General features: G+C 67.1%; 18 protein-coding genes. 10 read left to right on the top strand and 8 right to left on the bottom strand.

Translation table 11 applies throughout. From position 1 onward, the window contains the following. Positions 1-126 precede the first annotated feature (126 nt). From EV560_RS03990 to EV560_RS03980, 3 genes are all read left to right on the top strand, one after another. Positions 127-1,122, top strand: coding sequence for a tripartite tricarboxylate transporter substrate binding protein (locus EV560_RS03990; protein WP_131854193.1), 996 nt, complete (start codon positions 127-129; stop codon positions 1,120-1,122). Positions 1,123-1,211: 89 nt separating this feature from the next. Continuing rightward, on the top strand, positions 1,212-1,706 hold the full coding sequence (locus EV560_RS03985) for a tripartite tricarboxylate transporter TctB family protein (protein ID WP_131854191.1): 495 nt from the start codon (positions 1,212-1,214) through the stop codon (positions 1,704-1,706). Positions 1,707-1,713: 7 nt separating this feature from the next. Then, positions 1,714-3,216 (top strand): tripartite tricarboxylate transporter permease, encoded by a 1,503-nt coding sequence (locus tag EV560_RS03980; protein ID WP_131854189.1) that lies wholly within the window; start codon positions 1,714-1,716, stop codon positions 3,214-3,216. A gap of 193 nt (positions 3,217-3,409) precedes the next feature. Here EV560_RS03980 and EV560_RS03975 read toward each other — a convergent pair whose 3' ends face one another. Next, the gene (locus EV560_RS03975; protein WP_131854187.1) at positions 3,410-4,153 is read right to left on the bottom strand and encodes an enoyl-CoA hydratase-related protein; all 744 of its coding nucleotides are present in this window, start codon (positions 4,151-4,153) and stop codon (positions 3,410-3,412) included. Positions 4,154-4,470: 317 nt separating this feature from the next. Here EV560_RS03975 and EV560_RS03970 point away from each other — a divergent pair, with 317 nt between their 5' ends. From EV560_RS03970 to EV560_RS03960, 3 genes are all read left to right on the top strand, one after another. Next, positions 4,471-6,552 carry a 3-hydroxyacyl-CoA dehydrogenase NAD-binding domain-containing protein gene (locus tag EV560_RS03970; protein ID WP_131854185.1) on the top strand — a complete coding sequence of 694 codons (2,082 nt, stop codon included), beginning with the start codon at positions 4,471-4,473 and terminating at the stop codon, positions 6,550-6,552. Between the two features lie 82 nt (positions 6,553-6,634). Beyond that, entirely contained in the window at positions 6,635-7,822 is a 1,188-nt protein-coding gene (locus tag EV560_RS03965; RefSeq protein ID WP_131854183.1) for an acetyl-CoA C-acyltransferase, read from the top strand. A gap of 143 nt (positions 7,823-7,965) precedes the next feature. Beyond that, on the top strand, positions 7,966-9,084 hold the full coding sequence (locus EV560_RS03960) for a DUF808 domain-containing protein (RefSeq protein ID WP_131854182.1): 1,119 nt from the start codon (positions 7,966-7,968) through the stop codon (positions 9,082-9,084). Positions 9,085-9,188: 104 nt separating this feature from the next. On the opposite strand, the gene EV560_RS03955 is transcribed toward EV560_RS03960, so the two are convergent. The 3 genes from EV560_RS03955 to EV560_RS03945 form a co-directional block, all read right to left on the bottom strand. Next, positions 9,189-9,881, bottom strand: a complete 693-nt coding sequence (locus EV560_RS03955) for a nitroreductase (protein WP_131854180.1) — start codon at positions 9,879-9,881, stop codon at positions 9,189-9,191. Positions 9,882-9,897: 16 nt separating this feature from the next. Then, entirely contained in the window at positions 9,898-11,607 is a 1,710-nt protein-coding gene (locus EV560_RS03950) for a lysine--tRNA ligase (protein ID WP_131854178.1), read from the bottom strand. Positions 11,608-11,840: 233 nt separating this feature from the next. Continuing rightward, positions 11,841-12,329 carry an Lrp/AsnC family transcriptional regulator gene (locus tag EV560_RS03945; RefSeq protein WP_131854176.1) on the bottom strand — a complete coding sequence of 163 codons (489 nt, stop codon included), beginning with the start codon at positions 12,327-12,329 and terminating at the stop codon, positions 11,841-11,843. An 85-nt stretch (positions 12,330-12,414) separates the two neighbouring features. On the opposite strand from EV560_RS03945, the gene EV560_RS03940 reads away from it, so the two are divergent. Genes EV560_RS03940 through EV560_RS03930 form a run of 3 tightly spaced genes read left to right on the top strand, consistent with a single transcriptional unit; the run spans position 12,415 to position 15,255 of the window. Next, complete coding sequence (locus tag EV560_RS03940) at positions 12,415-13,482, top strand: pyridoxal-phosphate dependent enzyme (protein WP_131854174.1); 1,068 nt, start codon at positions 12,415-12,417, stop codon at positions 13,480-13,482. After that, positions 13,482-14,096 (top strand): glutathione S-transferase family protein, encoded by a 615-nt coding sequence (locus EV560_RS03935; RefSeq protein WP_131854172.1) that lies wholly within the window; start codon positions 13,482-13,484, stop codon positions 14,094-14,096. The genes EV560_RS03940 and EV560_RS03935 overlap by 1 nt, the downstream gene beginning before the upstream one ends. Positions 14,097-14,106: 10 nt before the next feature. Further along, positions 14,107-15,255, top strand: coding sequence for a M20 aminoacylase family protein (locus EV560_RS03930; protein ID WP_131854170.1), 1,149 nt, complete (start codon positions 14,107-14,109; stop codon positions 15,253-15,255). A gap of 84 nt (positions 15,256-15,339) precedes the next feature. Here EV560_RS03930 and EV560_RS03925 read toward each other — a convergent pair whose 3' ends face one another. The 3 genes from EV560_RS03925 to EV560_RS36815 form a co-directional block, all read right to left on the bottom strand. Then, positions 15,340-16,452: a branched-chain amino acid ABC transporter substrate-binding protein gene (locus EV560_RS03925; RefSeq protein WP_131854168.1), complete on the bottom strand. Its 1,113-nt coding sequence runs from the start codon at positions 16,450-16,452 to the stop codon at positions 15,340-15,342. Positions 16,453-16,676: 224 nt separating this feature from the next. After that, positions 16,677-16,913, bottom strand: a complete 237-nt coding sequence (locus EV560_RS03920) for a hypothetical protein (RefSeq protein WP_131854166.1) — start codon at positions 16,911-16,913, stop codon at positions 16,677-16,679. Positions 16,914-17,007: 94 nt separating this feature from the next. After that, on the bottom strand, positions 17,008-17,268 hold the full coding sequence (locus EV560_RS36815; RefSeq protein ID WP_131854164.1) for a DUF1236 domain-containing protein: 261 nt from the start codon (positions 17,266-17,268) through the stop codon (positions 17,008-17,010). 97 nt (positions 17,269-17,365) lie between these two features. Between EV560_RS36815 and EV560_RS03910 the strand changes: the two genes are divergently transcribed. Beyond that, entirely contained in the window at positions 17,366-17,725 is a 360-nt protein-coding gene (locus EV560_RS03910) for a VOC family protein (RefSeq protein WP_348982184.1), read from the top strand. A 177-nt stretch (positions 17,726-17,902) separates the two neighbouring features. Here the strand turns inward: EV560_RS03910 and oxlT are convergent, their stop codons facing one another. Then, positions 17,903-19,228 carry an oxalate/formate MFS antiporter gene (gene oxlT / locus EV560_RS03905; RefSeq protein ID WP_131854162.1) on the bottom strand — a complete coding sequence of 442 codons (1,326 nt, stop codon included), beginning with the start codon at positions 19,226-19,228 and terminating at the stop codon, positions 17,903-17,905. Between the last annotated feature and the right edge of the window lie 159 nt (positions 19,229-19,387).

Here is a 19,387-nt window from a genome sequence, read left to right as displayed (position 1 = left end):
CTATCCGAAAAGCGCAGTTGTCTCAGCCGGTGCAATCGGCTCAGATGGTGCCGGACCGACAAGGGCGCCCCGCGCAGGCGGAGAAGCACCCGCGACCAAATCGATTGATCAGGGAGGTATGCAAGAATGTCTCGTATCATCACCAGACGTAACGTTCTGCAGGGCGCGGCTGCGGCCGGCGCCGCAGGGCTGATCGCCAAGCCGGCGATCGCGCAGGCGCAATGGCCGAGCCGGCCGGTGACGCTGATCTGCCCCTGGGGCGCGGGTGGCGGCACCGATGCGACGGCGCGAATCATCGCGCAGCTGCTCGAGAAGGAGCTCGGCCAGCCCTTCAACGTGGTGAACCGCACCGGCGGCTCGGGCGTCGTCGGCCATTCCGCCATCGCGACCGCGGCGCCGGACGGCTATACGATCGGCCTGCTCACGGTCGAGATCTCGATGATGCACCATCAGGGCCTGACCGACCTGACGCCGCGCAGCTATCAGCCGCTCGGCCTGATGAATGAGGATCCGCCGGGCGTGCAGGTCAGTGCGTCCAGCCCGCACAAGGACATCAAGGCGCTGGCCGAGGCGATCAAGGCTGCGCCTCCCGGCAAGCTCAAGGCGTCCGGCACCGGTCAGGGCGGCATCTGGCATCTGGCACTGGTCGGCTGGCTCGTCGCCATGGGCCTGAAGCCGGACCATGTCGCCTGGGTGCCGTCGAACGGCGCTGCGCCCGGCATGCAGGACCTCGCGGCCGGCGGCGTCGATATCGTCACCTGCTCGGTGCCGGAGGCGCGCGCCATGATCGATGCCGGCAAGGCCAAGTCGCTCGCCATCATGGCCTCCGAGCGCAACCCGCAGTTCAAGGACGTGCCGACGCTCAACGAGACGCTCGGGATCCATTACTCGGTCGGCGCCTGGCGCGGCATCGCCGGGCCGAAGAACCTGCCGGCCGACATGGCCAAGAAGCTCGAAACCTCGCTGAAGACCGCCTTCGACTCCAAGGAGTACAAGGACTTCATGAATTCGCGCGGCTTCGGCATGAAGTATGCCGACGCGGCCGGCTTCGGCAAGTTCATGGACGAGGGCGACGCCGCGATGGCGTCCGCGATGAAGGCGGCCGGCCTCGCCAAGGCCTGATCCGAGCTGACCTCGACACCGGAGCCGCCTTGCCGCGTCTCCGGTGTTTTCGTCTCTATCCCTATACCTAGACCAGTCGAGAGTTCGCCGTGACGCCACTCGCCGATCGCATCTCCGGTTCCTCCATTGCCCTGCTCGGAGCGGCCGCCTTTTTCTACGGATCGAAATTGCCGCCGGTGCCCGGCCAGCAGGTCGGTCCTTCCGCCTTCCCGATGGTCGTGGGCGCCGGGCTCATCCTGTGCGGCGGGCTGATCGTCTTCGGCATCGGCCGGCATTTCGAGGAGGTGGCCGAGGCCGATGTCGCCGAGCATTCGGCGCCGGAACTGCTCGAGCCCGTGCCGGCCTGGCGCAACTGGCTGGCGCTGGTGCCGCCGCTGCTGCTCTGCTTCTACGCGCTCGCCTCCGAGACGCTCGGCTTCCTGATCACGGCGGCGATCATGGTCTTCGTCGCCTCGACCGCCTTCGGCGCCAAGCCGAAGCTCTCGGTGCCGCTGGCGCTGATCGCGCCGTTCTGCGTCAACCTGATCTTCCTCAAGCTGCTCAGGGTGCCTCTGCCCAACGGGCTGCTGCCCTTCCCGTGGTGAGGCCAAGATGAACACCATCATCCAGGCCTTCGGGCTCGTCTTCGCCCCCGACGTGATGATCGCGATCATCGCCTCGGCCTTCTACGGACTGATCGTCGGCTCGCTGCCCGGCCTCTCGGCCACGATGGCGACGGCGCTGCTCGTGCCGGTGACCTTCTACCTCTCGCCGATCGCGGCGGTGGCGACGATCATCACGGCCTCGGCCATGGCGATCTTCTCAGGCGACATTCCGGGCTGCCTGCTGCGCATTCCCGGCACGCCGGCCTCGGCCGCCTATACCGATGAGGCCTATGCCATGACCCGCAAGGGTCAGGCCGAGACCGCGCTCGGCATCTGCCTGTGGTTCTCGGCGCTCGGCGGCATCGCCGGCACGCTCTCGCTGATGATCCTGGCGCCGGCGCTTGCCGAGATCGCGCTGTCCTTCTCGACCTACGAGAATTTCTGGCTCGCCATGCTCGGCCTGATGTGCGCGACGCTGGTGGCGCGCTCCTCGCCGATCAAGGCGATCGCCTCGATGCTGCTCGGCCTGCTGATCACCTGCATCGGCATTGACAATCCCGGCGGCGTCGCGCGCTTCACCCTCGGCTCGACCGACCTGCTCGGTGGCATCGAGCCGATCCCGGCCCTGGTCGGCGTCTTCGCGCTGGCCGAGGTGATGCGGGCGCTGACCGAGCGCGAGCCGCCGAAGCTGGAGCACCGCCGCCTCGGCTCGATCCTCAAGGGCCAGATCGAGCTGACCAAGCAATATCCCAAGCAGCAGATCCGCGGGAACATCATCGGTATCATCATCGGTGTGCTGCCCGGCGCCGGCGCCGACATGGCGGCCTGGGTCAGCTACGCCATGGCCAAGCGCTTCTCGAAGACGCCGGAGAAATTCGGCACCGGCCATCCGGAAGGTCTGATCGAGGCCGGCGCCTCCAACAACGCCTCGCTCGCCTCGGGCTGGGTGCCGGCGCTGCTCTTCGGCATTCCCGGCGACACGATCACCGCGATCGCGATCGGCGTACTCTACATGAAGGGGCTCAATCCCGGCCCGACCCTGTTCACCGACCAGGCGTCGAGCATGTACGCGCTCTACATCATCTTCATCCTCGGCAACATCATCATGATCCCGCTCGGCATCATCATGATCCGGCTGGCGAGCCGCATCGTCGGTGCGCCGCGCTCGGCGGTGATGCCGGTGATCATGGTGTTCTGCGCCGTCGGCGCCTTCGCCACCGCCGGCAACAACCTGTTCGCGGTCTGGTGCGTCGCCTTCTTCGGCGCCTTCGGCTACCTGATGGAGAAGAACGGCTATCCGGTCGCGGCCATGGTGCTCGGCATCGTCATGGGCACGATGGTGGAGCAGAGCTTCGTGACGTCGCTGATCAAGTCGGACGGCTCGCTGCTGCCCTTCTTCGACCGGCCGGTCTCCTCGGTCCTGGCGGCTATGACCTTTGCGGCGCTGCTCTGGCCGGTGTTCAGCTGGACGATGCAGAGGCTGCGCCGGCAGCGCGTAGCGGCGGCCTAGCCGTCGCCACCACCGTCATTGCGAGGAGCGCAGCGACGAAGCAATCCAGGGGGACTGGGTGCCCGGCCGCCCCTAGATTGCTTCGCGGAGCCTGTACTCGGGCTTGCCGAAGGCAAGACCCGGGTGCTCGCAATGACGTGGAGGCGTCAGCGGCGGGGTGCCGCTCCATCTCGTGCGCAGGGCAGTCCTTATCTCAGCGCTTGTTGAGGAAGGCGGCGAAGATCGCCTGCGCCTCGTCGGACAGGCGGCGCTCGGCGAAGTGCTTGGCCTCGACCATGATCGTCTCGGCCACGGTCGCCGCATTGCCGCGCTTCAGCAGCATCTTGGTCAAGGCAACCGATTGAGGCGGCAGGGCGGCGAGCGCGCTCGCCCGCTCCAGCGCCTTGGCGAGCGCGCCGCCCTCATCGGTGACGGCGTTGACGATGCCGGCCTCGAGCGCCTGACCCGGACCGAAGGGCTCGCCCAGCATCAACAGCTCGGCAGCACGCTTGGTGCCGGCGATCAGCGGCAGCAGGTAGCTCGATGCGCCCTCGGGGCAGAGGCCGAGCGTAACGAAGGGCAGGCGGAAGGTCGAGCCGCGCCCGGCATAGGCGAGGTCGCAATGCAGCAGCATCGTCGTGCCGATGCCGACCGCATAGCCCTCGATCGCGGCGACGATCGGCTTCGAGACCGTCGAGATCGTGTTCAGATAGGTGATGGCGATACTCGGTCCGTCGCCGGACGAGGCCTGGAAGCCCTTGATGTCGGCGCCGCTGGAGAAGCAGCCGGCCGCGCCGGTCAGCACGATGGCCTTGACGGTGGGATCGGCATCGGCGGCTTTCAGCGCCTCGATCAGCCCGGCATAGGTCGCGGCGTCGAGCGCGTTGCGGCGCTCAGGCCGGTTGATCGTGATCTGGGTGACGCCGGGCGCAGCGGTTTCGATCAGAACGGTCGTCATGCGGCTCTTGTCCTTGGCTGAACGTCTCATTGCCAGAAGTCTCATGAATCGCGCGTTCGGCAAGATCGAACTTCGCGCTTGTCGTCTGGCGCGATTGCGCGCATCGCGCTGCCATCGGTATCTATGTCCGCGCGGCAAGGCTTCTTGTCGCGGCGTGCAACAGCTTTCGCGGATTCCGCGCCGGCCGGCGTTCAGCGCGGGTTTCTGCGCCGCAGGCCACCTCATGCGTTACACCGCTTGCGCGTCTGCGCCTTGACACGGCGAGGGCCACGGCCTTCCTAGCGCCGGTCATTGGCTTGATATCGGGGACGACGCCTATGGAAACCGTCCGGCTCACCAATCGCGGCGCTGTTGCCATCGCGACGATCGACAACCCGCCGGTGAACGCACTCAGCGCCAATCTGCGCGCCGCCCTGCTGCAGGCGGTTACGAAAGCAGCGGCCGAGCCGGAGATCAGCGCCATCGTCATCGCCGCGGCCGGGCGTACTTTCGTCGCCGGCGCCGATATCAGCGAATTCGGCAAGCCGCCGGTCTCGCCGCTCCTGCCCGAATTGCTCGCTGCGATCGAGGCCAGCGCCAAGCCGGTCGTGGCAGCGGTCAACGGCGCGGCGCTCGGCGGCGGCCTGGAACTCGCGCTCGCCTGTCATGCGCGCGTCGCGGCTCCGGCCGCCAAACTCGGCCTGCCCGAGATCAGGCTCGGGCTGATTCCGGGCGCGGGTGGCACGCAGCGCCTGCCCCGTCTGATCGGCGGCGCCAAGGCCTTCGCAATGATGCTGAGCGGCGAATCCGTCTCGGCCGAGGAGGGCCTGGCGCTCGGCCTTGTGGACGGCGTCATCGCGGGAGACCTGCTCGATGCCGCCTGTGCCGTCGCGGAGATGCTCGCGGCCAATGGCAAGCCGGTTCCGATCAGCGCGAAGACCGACCGGCTGAATGCGGCCGAGCGCGGCGATTTCGAGCTCGTCGCCAAATCGGCGCTGGAGAAGGCGGCCGAGATGCCGAATGTCGCGGCGCTGGTCGAGTCCGTGCGCAACGCGTTCGACCTGCCTTTCGAGCAGGGGCTCGCGGCCGAGCGGGCACTCTTCGTCAAGCTGATCGCCGACGAGCGCTCGAAGGCGCTGCGCTATGTCTTCTTCGCCGAGCGCGAGGCGGCACGGGTGCCCGGCATCGATGCCAGCGTCAAGCCGCGTCCGCTGGCGCGGGCCGCGGTGATCGGCGCCGGCACGATGGGCGGCGGCATCGCGATGTGCTTCGCCAATGCCGGCATTCCGGTCACGCTGATCGAGACATCGCGGGACCTGGTCGAGAAGGGCTATGCCCGCGTCCGCGACACCTATGGCTTCTCGGTCAAGCGCGGCTCGCTGAGCGAGGCGGAGCGCGACGAGCGCATGGCGCTGATCGCGCCGGCCGTCGGGCTCCAGGCTGCGGCCGATGCCGATATCGTGGTCGAGGCGGCCTTCGAGGAGATGGGCGTCAAGCAGCAGATCTTCGGTGAGCTCGACAGGATCGCGAAGCCGGGCGTGATCCTGGCGACCAACACCTCCTATCTCGATATCGCGACGATCGCGGCTGCGACCTCGCGGCCCCAGGATGTGATCGGCCTGCATTTCTTCAGCCCGGCCAATGTCATGAAGCTCCTCGAGGTCGTGCGGCCGGCCGGCACGGCCGAAGATGTCGTCGCGACCGGGATCGCCCTCGGGCGCAAGCTCGGCAAGGTCGCGGTGGTGGTCGGCAATTGCTTCGGCTTCGTCGGCAATCGCATGCTGGCGCAGCGCACCCGCGCCGCGGAGCGGCTGTTGGTTGCCGGCGCCCTGCCGCATGAGGTCGATGCCGCTGTGACCGGTTTCGGCTTCAAGATGGGGCCCTTCGCCATGTCCGACCTCGCCGGTGGCGATATCAGCTGGCGGATGCGGAAATCGCTCGGACTGAAGGCCGCGGTGGCGGATGCGCTCTGCGAGGCCGGGCGCTTCGGCCAGAAGACCGGCAAGGGCTATTACCTCTATCCGGAAGGCGCCCGCGCCGGGCAGCGCGATCAGGAGGTCGAAGCGCTGATCGCGCGTATCTCGGCCGACCAGGGCGTGACGCGGCGTGCGTTCTCTGCCGACGAGATCGTGGCGCGGCTGTTGGACCCGATGGTCAACGAGGGCGCGCGCATCCTCGAAGAGGGCATCGCGGCGCGGCCGGGCGACATCGATATCGTCTGGCTCAACGGCTATAACTGGCCGGCCTGGCGCGGCGGGCCGATGCATTGGGCCGACACGGTCGGGCTCGCCACGATCGTGGGGCGGCTCGAGGCGCAGGCGGCCGAGACCGGCGATGCCTCCCTCGAACCGGCGCCGCTGCTGCGTCGACTGGCGGCCGAGGGCAAGGGCTTCTCCGACCTCAAGGCCAAGGCGGCGTGAGCCGGCGGCGCTGTTCCCAAGCGCCGGTTCAGTTCTATATGATAATCGACATTCAATAAGATATCGCAGGGACAAAACGCCCATGACCGAAGCCGTCATCGTCTCCACTGCCCGCACGCCGATCGGCAAGGCCCATCGCGGTGCCTTCAACCTGACGCGTGGGGCCGATCTCGCCGCTCATGCGATCAAGGCCGCCTATGGCAAGGCGGGGCTCGATCCGGCCGAGATCGAGGAGGTGGTGCTGGGCTGCGGCTATCCGGAGGCGGCGACGGGCGGCAATGTCGCGCGCCATTCGGCGCTGGTCGCGGGACTGCCGGTCGGCTCGTCCGGCGTCACGGTCAGCCGCTTCTGCGCCTCGGGCCTGGAGGCGATCGCGCATGCGGCTCGGCGGGTGGTGATGGACGGCGTGCCGGTCGCGGTCGGCGGCGGCGTCGAGTCGATCAGCCTGGTGCAGCCGGTGGTGCGGCGCGACCTCACGCAGAACAACTGGCTGATGAAACACAAGCCGTCGATCTACACGACGATGATCGAGACGGCGGACAATGTCGCCGAGCGCTACGGCATCTCGCGCGAGGCGCAGGACCAGTTCTCGCTGGAGAGCCAGCGCCGCACCGCATCGGCGCAGCAGCGCCAGCTGTTCGACGAGGAAATCGTGCCGATGAGTTCGGTCATGTCGGTGACCGACAAGGCGACCGGCGAGACGCGCCAGGAAGAGGTCACGCTCGCCAAGGACGAGGGTAACCGGCCCGACACCACACTGGAGGCGCTGCTCAAGCTCAAGCCGGTGCGCGGCGAGGACAAGTTCATCACCGCCGGCAATGCCAGCCAGCTCTCGGACGGCGCCTCGGCCTGCGTGGTTATGTCGGCCGACGAGGCCGCCAGGCGCGGGCTCTCGCCGCTTGGCGCCTTCCGCGGCTTCGCGGCGGCCGGCTGCGAGCCGGACGAGATGGGCATCGGCCCGGTCTTCGCCGTGCCGCGGCTGCTCGAGCGCAACGGGCTCACGGTCGGCGATATCGACCTCTGGGAGCTGAACGAGGCCTTCGCCTCGCAATCGATCTATTGCCGGGACACGCTTGGCATCGATCCGGAGAAGGTCAACGTCAATGGCGGGGCGATCGCGATCGGCCATCCGTTCGGCATGAGCGGGGCGCGGCTTGTCGGCCATGCCCTGCTCGAAGGCCGCCGCCGCAAGGCGCGCTACGCGGTCGTGACCATGTGCGTCGCGGGCGGCATGGGCTGCGCCGGATTGTTCGAGATCAACCAGGCCTGATTTCCGGCCCCGCGCTACTTGGCGCCGTAGAGAGGCCTTGTGCGCCTTGTTGCGGCGAAGTGTGCGGCTGGCTTTGCTTGTCATCTGCTGGCAACGTGCACTCGCTTTTCTGTAGCGACCCGATCCAGTCAGGAGGCGAGTTCGTGAGTTCCGGTCTGTTTGCTCTGCTTGACGACATTGCGGCCCTCGCCAAGGTGGCGGCGGCGTCGCTCGACGATGCCGCCGCGCAAGCCACCAAGGCCGGGGCCAAGGCGGCCGGCATCGTCATCGACGATGCGGCGGTGACACCGCGCTATGCCGTCGGCTTCGCGGCGGAGCGTGAATTGCCGATCATCGGCAAGATCGCGCTCGGCTCGCTCAAGAACAAGTTGCTCTTCCTGCTGCCGGGCGCGTTGATCCTGAGCCTGATCGCGCCCTGGGCGATCACGCCGCTCCTCATGATCGGCGGCGTCTATCTGTGCTACGAAGGCGCCGAAAAGGTTCTGGAACGCTTCCTGCCGCATCACGCGCATCATGACGACGATGCTCCGGGCGCGGCGGTTGATCCGAAGGCGCTGGAGAACGAGAAGGTCTCGGGTGCGATCAAGACCGACTTCATCCTCTCGGCCGAGATCATGGCGATTACGCTCGCCAGCGTCTCGGCCTCCTCGTTCTGGACGCAGGCGCTCGTACTCGCCATCGTCGGTATCGGCATGACCGCCTTCGTCTACGGCATTGTCGCGCTGATCGTGAAGGCCGACGATGCCGGCGTCGCGCTCGCCAACAACAACCGGCCGATGACGACCTTCTTCTATCTCGGCCGCAGCAAGGCGCTGGCCGCGCTCGGCACCGACCCGCGCATGCTCGATCGCTGGCTGAGCCCGCTGACCAAGCCGCTCGGGCGTGGGCTTGTCGTCGGCATGCCGGTCTTCCTGACCTTCCTCAGCGGCGTCGGTACGGCCGCCATGCTCTGGGTTGGCGGCGGCATCATCATCCACGGTTTCGAGGGCTATGGCTTCGGCTGGCTCGGACACCTGATCCATGACTGGGCTGCTGCCGTCGCCCATGGGGTCGCCATTCTGAGCGGACTGGTCGAATGGCTGGTCTCGGCGGCGCTCTCGGCCGTGGTCGGCCTGATGGTCGGCGCGGCCACCATCCTCGTGTTGCACTATGGCGTCTCGCCGATGGTGAAGCTGTTCAGGAAGAGCGCGCCGGCGGCTTTCGGCTTCGGCGCCGCGCTATCGGTGTTTGAGTTCGAGCGGCAGCTCCAGCTGCTGCTCTGACGCTTGGATCATCGGACCGGATTTCGTATCCGTTCCGATGATCCAGCTTCTCGTTTTCGCATCGGCTTTTCCGAAAACCGCAATCCACTTTTCGGGCCGATTTGCTAGTCCAGCCAGGTCGTGAAGCTCTCCACCGGCTCGCGCTCCGGCACGAGCCGGTTCGCCGGGGCGTTCCAGTCGGCATGGCCGAGCGCGATGCCGCAGACGACGATCTCCTCCTCGGGGATCGCGAGCTCGCTGCGCACGACCGGATGGAACTGGGCGAAGATCGCCTGCGGACAGCTGTCGAGTCCGTGGCCCTGGGCCGCGATCAGCAGGTTCTGGGTGAACATGCCGAGGTCGAGCCAGGAGCCGATCTCGAGCGAGCGGTCGATCGTCACCATCAGCGCGACCGGCGCGCCGAAGAAGCGCAGGTTATAGGCGACATGGCGCCTGGCGCCCTCGCGATCTCCCCTGGCCACGCCGATCAGGCCGTAGAGATCCCAGCCGACCTTGCGGCGGCGCGAGAGATAGGGCTCGGCGAAGCTCTTGGGATAGTAGCGGTATTCTTCTTCCGGCTTGAACTCCGGATCGTCGAGCGCCGCGAGCAGCGCAGTCTCGAGCCGCTCGCGGCTGTGCGGGCCGAGGACGCGCACCTTCCAGGGCTGCATATTGGTGCCGCTTGGCGCCTGCGCAGCAAGATCGAGCAGGCGTGAGACGAGATCCGGGTCGACGGGATCGGGCAGGAAGGCGCGGATGGCGCGCCGGCTGCGGATGGCCTGCTCGACTGCAGCCGCTGAGGGCGTCGTTGCTTCCATCCTCAGCCGCCCCGGCTCACGCCGCCTCGCGCGCCCGGAGGAAGGCCTCGTGCTCGCGGATCAGCTCGCCGTCGAGCGCCTTGGCGATCAGCTTGCGCGTATTGGCGATGCCGTAGATTGCGGCGAAGGAGCCGAAGCGCGGGCCCTGATCCTCGCCGAACATGACCTGGTAGATCGCCTTCCACCAATCGCCGCTGACGCCGGGGCGCTCGGGCGTCGCGCCCTTGGCGGCGAGGTTCTGGTAGCGCGGAATGGCGCGGGCGACGTCGAGCGCCGTGTCCTGCACCAGCTCCGGCGTGACCTCGGCGGGCAGCGCTGCCAGCGCCGCGTCGAGCGCGGTGAAGGCGGCCCGTTCGGTCTCGTCGGGTGCGCGGTAATTCTTCGCCGGCTTCACGAAGTCGCGGAAATAGGCGATGGCATAGCCGACCAGCGCATCGAGCCGCGGATGGGTCGCGGGCGAGATGCCGGGCGCATAGCGCTGCAGGAAGCCCCAGAGCACGCCCTTGTCTTCCGAATTCGCGACGGCGACCAGGTTCATCAGCAGCCCGAAGGTGACCTGCGTCTTGGCCGCGTTCTCGCCTTCGCCCGTGGCGATGACCTCCGGGGCCGGCGGCTCGCCATTGTGGATGTGCCAGACCGGGTTGCCGAGACGGTTCTTCCAGTCCTGGCGCTCATAGCCGCCGAGGAATTGCAGGTATTCGTCGATGGCGCGCGGAATGACGTCGAAATGCAGCTTCTTGGCCTCGCGCGGGCGCTGGAACATGTAGAGCGCCAGGCTTTCCGGCGGGCCGTAATCGAGCCATTCCTCGATGGTGAGGCCATTGCCCTTCGACTTCGAGATCTTCTGGCCCTGTTCGTCCAGGAAGAGTTCGTAGTTGAAGCCTTCCGGCGGCTGGGCGTCGAGCGCGCGCGCGATCGCGGAGGAGACCTTGACCGAGTCGATCAGGTCCTTGCCGGCCATCTCGTAATCGATACCGAGCGCGACCCAGCGCATCGCCCAGTCCGGCTTCCATTGCAGCTTGACGTTGCCGCCGGTGACCGGCGTCTCGAAGCGCTCGCCGGTCTCGGGATCGCTCCAGGTGATCGTGCCCTTCTCGACGTCGAGCTCGTCGATCGGCACCTGCATGACGATGCGGGTCTTCGGGTGGATCGGCAGGAAGGGGGAATAGGTCGCGGCCCGCTCCTCGCGCAGCGTCGGCAGCATGATCTTCATCACCGCATCGTAGCGGGTGAGGATCTTGAGCAAGGTCGCGTCGAACTCGCCGGCGCGGTAGCTGTCGGTCGAGGACTTGAACTCATAGTCGAAGCCGAACTGGTCGAGGAAGGCGCGCAGCCGGGCGTTGTTGTGGCGGCCGAACGAGTCATGGGTGCCGAACGGGTCCGGCACCTCGGTCAGCGGCTGGCCAAGATGCTTCGCCAAAAGCTCCTTGTTCGGGACGTTGTCCGGCACCTTGCGCAGCCCGTCGAGATCATCGGAGAAGGCGATCAGGCGGGTCGGGATCGTGTCGCCGGTCAGCACGCGGAAGGCATGGCGGACCATCGAGGTGCGGGCGACCTCGCCGAAGGTGCCGATATGCGGCAGGCCCGACGGGCCATAGCCGGTCTCGAACAGGATTTCCTTCTTGCCCGATTTCTCGATCCGGGCCACGAGCTTGCGTGCTTCCTCGAACGGCCAGGCGGCCGAACGCTGGGCGGCGTCCACGAGCGCGGGATCGAAAACGGGCATTTGGCTACAGGTCCTCGGATTTTCCCCAGATTAGGGAAAAGGGGCTTTCGCAGATCAATGCGGCCCACGTCAATGTTCGCGAGGGATGCGGCAGGATTGCGGTGGGGCCGTCCAGGCTCCATCGTCATGGTCGGGCCGGTCCCGACCACCCACGTCTGCGCTGCGCCATGGCAAGTCGCAACGCGGCAAGGCGTGGATGCTCGCCACAAGGGCGAGCATGACGGGGCGGCACGTCACTCGCGCATGGCCATCAGCGGGCGCGCATCGGCGGGACCGACGATCTCGCGCATTGCCACGATGGTGCGGAAGGCCTTCACGTTCGGATCGTCATGGAAGACCTGGCGGGCGAAGCGGTCATAGGCCTCCATGTCCGGCAGTTGCAGCAGCAGCACGAAATCGGCCTCGCCGGTGACGTACCAGGCTTGCCGGACCTCCGGACGAGCACGCGTCTTGCGGATGAAGGCGTCGAGCGCGACGGCGCTCTCGCGCTCGAGCGAGACCAGCACATGCAAGGTCAGCGGCAGGCCAAGCGCAGCGGGGCGCACCATCGCCCGGTCGGCGACGATGACGCCCTCGGCGCGCAGCCGGCGCAAGCGGCGCAGCACGGCGCTCTCGGAGAGGCCGATCTGCTCGGCCAGAAGCCGGGCCGGCATCTGGTTGTCCTGCTGGACCAGGACGAGCAAGGCATGGTCGAAACGATCGAGTGCAGCGGTTTTCGTCATGGCTGACGATGCTATGACGGAAACAGGCGTCTGCGCGATTAAATTCGGCGCCAACGGGCGTGCGATTTTAGGCAGGCTTTGCCCCATGACGATTCAGGCAAACCATTCTCCCGACCAGATCGCCGCGCTGCTGCAAGGCCTCTCGCCGCAATACGCGCAGACGCCTCTCCTCGACCTGCCAAGGCTCGCGGCCGAACTCGGTGTGGCCCAGGTGCTGGCCAAGAACGAGGCGCAGCGCGCGCTCGGCAGCTTCAAGTCACTCGGCGGCACCTATGCAGGCTTGCAGGCTCTGTCGCGCGCGATCGGGGGGAGCGTCGAGAGTTTGCTCGATCCGGCCCGGTCACGCGGGACATTACCGGCGCTGATCACGGCGAGTGCCGGCAATCACGGCCTCGCCGTCGCGGCTGCGGCGAAATTCGCCGGTGGGCCGGCGCGGATCTATCTCTATCCCGGCGTGCCCAAGGCGCGGGTCCGGCGCATCGAGGCGCAAGGCGCGGAGATCGTCTGGGTCGAGGGCACTTATGACGATGCGGTCGATCGTGCGGCTGCTGCGGCAAGGGCCGGCGAGGGCCTTCTGGTGGCGGATACCTCGGCCGATCCGGACGACCGGCCGGTGGCGGATATCGTCGCGGGCTATGGCGTGATGGCAGCGGAAATCCGGCGACAGGTCGGGGCCGGTGGTTCGTCGCGACCGACGCACCTCTTCGTTCAGGCGGGCGTTGGCGGCCTTGCAGCAGCCATGGCCGCCGGGCTCTCGGGCTGGCTGGCGGCGCCAGCGAAGATCGTGGTGGTCGAGCCCGCCGCAGCGGCTTGCGTCGCGGCGGCCCTGGCCGAGGGCGCTGTCGTCCGGATCGCGGGGACGCTCGACACCTCGGCCGGCATGCTGGCCTGCGGCGAGGCGAGTGCGCCGGCCCTGCGTCAACTTCAGGCGATCGGGGCGGAGGCGGTCGACGTCTCCGAGGCCGCGCTCAACGAGGCGGCGGCAGGGCTTGCGGCCGCCGGCGGCCCGGCCACCACGACCTCGGGCGCGACCGGCCTCGCCGGGCTGATGGCGGCGGCGCGCTCGCCGGGCTTGCGGGCACGCCTTGCGCTTTCGCCTGAGAGCCGCGTCCTCACGATCATCAGCGAGATGGCGCTGGACGACGCGCTGTAATGGACCTGATCTACCAGAGCCATTCGCCCTATGCCCGCAAGGTGCTGGTCTTCGCGCATGAGGCCGGGCTCGCCGGGCAGTTGCGCGTCATCCATCACGAGACCAGCCCGACCAGGCGCAACGACGCGGTCTTCGCGCTCAATCCACTTGGCAAGGTGCCGGTGCTGGTGCTGTCCGATGGTTTCGCTCTGATCGAATCCAGCGTGATCTGCGATTATCTCGGTGGGCTCGGCTCGAGGCGCCTTATCCCCGAGAGCGGCCATCCCCGCTGGTCGGCCTTGCGCCTGCAGGCTCTGGCGCAGGGGCTGTGCGATGCCGGGATCGCGCTGCGCTGGGAGACCGAGCGCCGGCCGGAGCCGCTGCGCTATCCGCCGCTGGCCGAGGGCCAGAAGGCCAAGCTGATCGAAGGCTATGATTTCATCGAGCGCGAGGCCGAGTTCGAGGGGCCGCTCGATATCGGCCAGATCGCGCTGGCGACGGCACTGGCCTGGCTGGAATTCCGCGGATTGCCGGGTTTCGCCGATGGGCGGCCGCGTCTGGCGCGCTGGTACCGCGAATTCTGCGAGCGGCCGTCGATGAAGGCGACGGCCTATGCCGGGCAGACGCATGATTGAGGGGAGAGCAATGGACCTGACAGCCCTGCACGAGGAGATGCGCAGCTGGCGGCATCATCTTCATGCCAATCCTGAGTTCGGTTTCGAGGAGAAGGGGACGGCCGCCTTCGTCGCCGCCAGGCTGCGCGAGTTCGGGCTGGAGGTGGCCGAGGGCGTCGGCGGCACCGGCGTGGTCGGCACGCTGAAGCGCGGCACGGGCAACCGGGCGATCGCCCTGCGCGCCGACATGGACGCGCTGCGCATCCCCGAGCAAGGCGAGCTGCCCTATCGCTCGCGCAATCCCGGCGTGATGCATGCCTGCGGCCATGACGGCCACACCGCGATGCTGCTTGGCGCGGCGAAGCTGCTCGCCGAGGAGGGCGGTTTCGACGGCACCGTGCGTTTCCTGTTCCAGCCCGCCGAGGAATGGGGCAGGGGCGCGCTCGCCATGCTCGACGATGGGCTGATGAGCCGCTTCCCGTTCGATGAGATCTACGGGCTGCACAATATGCCGGGCGTGCCGCTCGGGCATTTCGAGACCGCGCCGGGCCCGTTCATGTCGGCCGAGGACAATTTCGAGATCGTGCTCAAAGGACTCGGCGGCCACGCGGCCCGGCCGCAGGCGACGCGCGAGACATTGGTCGCGGCCTGTGCGCTGGTGATGGACCTGCAGACGATCGTGGCGCGCAGGATCGCGCCGACCGATATCGCGGTGGTCTCGGTGACGGAGCTTCTCACCGACGGCACGCGCAATGCCCTTCCGGGCACCGCGCGGGTGCTGGGCGATTGCCGGAGCTTCAAGGCCGAGGTGAGCGCCGAGATCGAGCAGCAGATGCGGCTCATCGCCGAAGGCGTGGCGCTGACCTATCGATGCGCGGTCGAGGTGACCTATACGCGCGAATTCGTGCCCCTGGTGAACGATGCCGAACTGACGCGCCATGCGCTTGCGGCCGCAGCCAAAGTGTTTCCGGTCGAGGCGATCCGGGCCGCGCGGGAGCCGGTGACGGCGTCAGAGGATTTCGCCCGCTTCCTCGATCATGTCCCGGGCTGCTTCGTCTATATCGGCAATGGCGAGGGATCGATGCCGCTGCATAATCCGCATTTCGACTTCAACGACGCGGCACTGCCGCATGGAATGGGCTTCCACGCGGCGATCGTGCGCGAGCGGCTGGCGGACTGAAGGACTGGAGATTCGCCGGCAGCCTGGAGTGACTTCGCTTTGGCGCGAGGGGCGGGTTACGCGCCCCTCGCACCGAAGCCGTGTTCAGTCGACCGAGACGATCTTGCCGTTGTCCCATTTGAACATGGCGAAGGCCGGAGAGGCGAGATCGCCATTCTTGTCGTAGGACAGCTTGCCGATCGCCGTCGTGACCTGCATGCCGGATTTCAGCGCCGTGCCGACCGCGGTCGCGCTGTCGGCCTTGCCAGCTTTCTCGATGCCGGCCTTGAGCACCTCGACGGCGGCATAGGCGTTGAGCGTGAAGGCTTCCGGCGGGATGCCCTTTTCCTTCAGCACTGCGACGGCCTCGGCCGAGTCGGGATTCTTCAGCGCGTCGGTCGCGTTGGTGAACAAGGTGCCGGCTGCGGTGTCGCCGCCGATCGCCCAGAACTCGGTATTGGACAGGCCCTCGCCGCCGATGATCGCGGCCTTGACGCCGGCGTCACGCAGTTGCCGGGAGAGGAGACCGCCCTCGGGGTGGTAGCCGCCGAAATAGATCAGGTCGACATTGCCGGACTTGAGCCTTGTGGTGATGGCCGAGAGGTCCTTCTCGCCGGGCGTCAGCGTCAGGTAGAGCACCTCGTTCAGGCCGCCGGCATTGATGCCCTTCTTGAAGGCGTCGGCGAGGCCTTTGCCGTAGGTGCCCTTGTCGTGGATGATGGCGATGCGCTTGTCCTTCAGGTTCTTCAGGACATAGTTGGCGGCGACCTCGGCCTGCTGGTCGTCGCGCCCGCAGGTGCGCAGGACGCTGGGCAGGCCGCGGGTGGTCAGCGCCGGCGTGGTCGCAGTCGGCGTCACCATCAGCACGCCGTTCTCGGCGAAGACGTCGGAGACCGGCATGGCGACGCCCGAGGTGACCGGACCGACGACGAAACGCACCTTCTCGCCGACCAGGAGATTGGCGGCTGAGACGCCCTGCTTGGGATCGCCGGCATCGTCGGCGAGCTTCAGCACGACCTTCTGGCCGAGGATGCCGCCCTTCTTGTTGATTGTGTCGACGGCCGCTTCGGCTCCGTTGCGCACCTGGTCGCCATAGGCTGCGATCGAGCCGGTCAGCGGCGCGACGAGGCCGATCACGATATCGGCGCGCGCAGCCGTCGCCGAGACGAGCAGGGCGGCAGCAAGCGCGGCGCCGACGGGGAATTTCAACGCGCTCATCTCAATCTCTCCTCCACTGGCACGCAGATCCGCGTGCGCTTCTTAAAGCGATGAGAGCAATCGACGACCTTGCCGCCGCGAACGGGCAGCGCCCTGCGCGGCACGCGCGTCGGATCGCTCGCGACCTGTATAGCGCGGCGGACCGGCGCGGGACATCGCGAGACGTGAATGGGAGATATCAAACTGCGAGATGATGAGCGGGCCGGACGCGCCGGCCACCACCGTCAGATCGCGGCGTCGACGATGCCGAATTTCTCGCGCAGCTGCTGGCGGTTCATGCAGGAGACGTCGTAGGTCACCTCGCGGCCCTTGAGCTCGAGCTGCTGACCGAGCTGCTTCGTCATCTTGCGGGTGACGTCGTCGATCCGCTCCTCGCAGGCCTCGAATGTGGTGAAAGAAGTCTCGTTGACCCTGGTCGTGGTGCAGGTGGGCTGTCCTGACACGCAAGCCAGGACAACCATGGTGAAGGCATCCATTCGTTCAGCCCTTCATTGCTACGATGCTGCTTTCCCCCAGCTCGGCGCAGCAATCCTAGCAAATCCCGGACCAATTTCATCAGTCGCTTGCGAGGTGCGACTGTATTTCCACCGTTGGTGTGGCGGGAGGGATACGGTCGGCGCCTCCGTTACTCGATGATATGGATGACGCGACGGGTCGAGGCTCGACGAGCACGACATTGTCGTTGGTGTAGACGTAACGATACCTGCTGACCGAGGGACCCCAGTCCGACGGGACGGGCGCGAGGTCGACATCTGGCGCGATAGTCGAGCCGATGGTGACCGTTCCTTGATGGCGTCCAGGCGGAACGAGAGACATTCGCGGCGTCGTGGCCCAGCTGCGCTAGGCCAGGCCCGCGCGAGCGCCTATCACCCGCGCGAGGGCCTATCAGAAGCCCGTCATCGAGGAGCCGCCAATGTCCACCTCCGCCGAGAGAAACAACTCGTCGAGCCGTGGCTCGTTGCCGAAGGGCGGCTTCAACGCGCTGGTGCCGGAGCTCGACGTCAGCGATATCGACATCAGCCTCGATTTCTGGTGCGGCCGGCTCGGCTTCGACATCGCCTATGACCGGCCGGCGGCGAAATTCGCCTATCTGCAGCGCGAGGGCGCGCAAATCATGCTCTGCCAGATCAACGGCCATTGGGAGGTCGGACCGTTGGAGCGTCCCTTTGGGCGCGGCATCAATTTCCAGTTCAAGGTCACGAGCCTGGCGCCCATTCTCGCGGCGCTGGCCGAGATCGGCTGGCCGCTGTTCCGCGAGCCCTATGAAGCCTAGTACCGCACCGGCGAGGACGGCGAGGGCGGCTCGCGCGAGTTCCTGGTGCAGGATCCGGACGGCTATCTGCTGCGCTTCGCCGAGGATATCGGCGAGCGCAGCGCGACCGGTTGATCCCTTCGAGGCTCCGGCGCTGCGCGCCGGAGCAGATGGCGGCCGGCGAAACGCCCGACGAGGCTATTCAGCCGGTACACCGCGGATGCCGTGCGTTGCCTGTGCCTGCACCTGGGCCCGGGCCACGACCCTGCGGCGCCAGGGCTTCAGCACGATGATCGCGAGCAGCGAGGCCGCGATATTCGCGCCGGCGGCGATCAGGAAGACGCCGTCCCAGGAATGGGCGGCCTCCTGGAGATAGTTCGCGAGCGGCACCAGCAGCGCGGCCGTGCCTTTTGCCGTGTAGAGCAGCCCGGCATTGGTCGCGGCGAATTTCGCGCCGAACGTGTCGGTGCAGGTCGCGGGGAAGAGCGAATAGATTTCACCCCAGGCGAAGAAGACGCAGCCCGAGAGCAGCACGAACCAGATCGGATCCGAGCCCCACAGGTAAAGCAGGAAGATGCCGAGCCCTTCCAGGCCGAAGGCGATGAACATCGTCTGCTCGCGTCCGATCCTGTCGGAGACCCAGCCGAAGAAGGGACGGGTGAAGCCGTTCAGGATGCGGTCCAGCGTGGCGGCGAAGGTGACCGTCGTCATGGTCAGGCCGAGAAGGGTGACGTCGATCTTGTCGATCTGCAGGTCGACCGCGATCGGCCTGAGATTGGCGGTGATCATCAGGCCGCCGGCGCCGACGGCGACGAACATTGCATACATCAGCCAGAAGATCGGCTGGCGCAGCACCTCCCCGGGAGCGTAGTCGCGGCGGCTCTGCACGTTCGTGCGCGTCACGGCCGGTGCCGGGACCTGGCCCGGCTTCGGCGCGAAGAGGAAGAGGGCCATGATGCAGATGACGATCGCCTGCCCGATGCCAAAATCGACGAAGGCCGTCTGATACCCGGATTCCGCGATCATCGACTGGATCGGCGCGACGGTGAGCGCCGAGCCGGCGCCGAAGCCGGCCGCGGTGAGGCCTGCGGCGAGGCCGCGCCTGTCCGGGAACCATTTCAGCGCATTGGCGACGCAGGTACCGTAGACAGCGCCGGCGCCGATGCCGGCGACGACCTGGCCGAGATAGAGCGCGTTCAGCGATCTGGCATAGCCGTTGATCAGCCAGCCTGCGCCGCAGAGCAGGCCGCCGAAGATGATGACGAGGCGGGGACCATACTGATCGACGAACCAGCCCTCGATCGGCACCAGCCAGGTCTCGAACAGCACGAACAGCGTGAAGGCCCATTGGATCGCGGCGCGATCCCAACCGAATTTCTGCTGGATATCGGGAACGAAGAAGGTCCAGCCATATTGGAGGTTGGCGATCATCACCATGCAGACGATGCCAATGAGCAGCTGCGTCCAGCGATAGGTATCGCTGACGCGGTGGCCGGGTTCTCCGGCCTGGAGCGCAATCGTCATGTTTCGTCCCTAAACGTTATAGCGGTTTGTGCGCCCCGCTTGAGCTTGAGTTGGTATCTGTGATGCCAGTGAACAAGCCGGCAAAGGTCCCGTCGCCGATACGCGTTCCAGCGTGACGTTCACGTCTTGGTGTGCGGGAGGTCTGCGCGCTGATACGCG

This window comes from Allobosea sp. BK604, from assembly GCF_004341515.1.
Taxonomy (GTDB): domain Bacteria; phylum Pseudomonadota; class Alphaproteobacteria; order Rhizobiales; family Beijerinckiaceae; genus Allobosea.
This window is presented reverse-complemented; position numbering and strand designations above follow the sequence as displayed.

Excerpts from the sequence above, each read along its gene's own strand:
- EV560_RS36815 (WP_131854164.1), bottom strand. The coding sequence starts at position 17,268 with ATGTCTCTCGTTCCGCCTGGACGCCATCAAGGAACGGTCACCATCGGC.
- EV560_RS03975 (WP_131854187.1), bottom strand. The coding sequence starts at position 4,153 with ATGACGACCGTTCTGATCGAAACCGCTGCGCCCGGCGTCACCCAGATC.
- EV560_RS03910 (WP_348982184.1), top strand. The coding sequence starts at position 17,366 with ATGTCCACCTCCGCCGAGAGAAACAACTCGTCGAGCCGTGGCTCGTTG.
- EV560_RS03955 (WP_131854180.1), bottom strand. The coding sequence starts at position 9,881 with ATGGAAGCAACGACGCCCTCAGCGGCTGCAGTCGAGCAGGCCATCCGC.
- EV560_RS03925 (WP_131854168.1), bottom strand. The coding sequence starts at position 16,452 with ATGAGCGCGTTGAAATTCCCCGTCGGCGCCGCGCTTGCTGCCGCCCTG.
- EV560_RS03940 (WP_131854174.1), top strand. The coding sequence starts at position 12,415 with ATGACGATTCAGGCAAACCATTCTCCCGACCAGATCGCCGCGCTGCTG.
- EV560_RS03950 (WP_131854178.1), bottom strand. The coding sequence starts at position 11,607 with ATGCCCGTTTTCGATCCCGCGCTCGTGGACGCCGCCCAGCGTTCGGCC.
- EV560_RS03965 (WP_131854183.1), top strand. The coding sequence starts at position 6,635 with ATGACCGAAGCCGTCATCGTCTCCACTGCCCGCACGCCGATCGGCAAG.
- oxlT (WP_131854162.1), bottom strand. The coding sequence starts at position 19,228 with ATGACGATTGCGCTCCAGGCCGGAGAACCCGGCCACCGCGTCAGCGAT.
- EV560_RS03990 (WP_131854193.1), top strand. The coding sequence starts at position 127 with ATGTCTCGTATCATCACCAGACGTAACGTTCTGCAGGGCGCGGCTGCG.
- EV560_RS03920 (WP_131854166.1), bottom strand. The coding sequence starts at position 16,913 with ATGGTTGTCCTGGCTTGCGTGTCAGGACAGCCCACCTGCACCACGACC.
- EV560_RS03945 (WP_131854176.1), bottom strand. The coding sequence starts at position 12,329 with ATGACGAAAACCGCTGCACTCGATCGTTTCGACCATGCCTTGCTCGTC.
- EV560_RS03935 (WP_131854172.1), top strand. The coding sequence starts at position 13,482 with ATGGACCTGATCTACCAGAGCCATTCGCCCTATGCCCGCAAGGTGCTG.
- EV560_RS03970 (WP_131854185.1), top strand. The coding sequence starts at position 4,471 with ATGGAAACCGTCCGGCTCACCAATCGCGGCGCTGTTGCCATCGCGACG.
- EV560_RS03980 (WP_131854189.1), top strand. The coding sequence starts at position 1,714 with ATGAACACCATCATCCAGGCCTTCGGGCTCGTCTTCGCCCCCGACGTG.
- EV560_RS03930 (WP_131854170.1), top strand. The coding sequence starts at position 14,107 with ATGGACCTGACAGCCCTGCACGAGGAGATGCGCAGCTGGCGGCATCAT.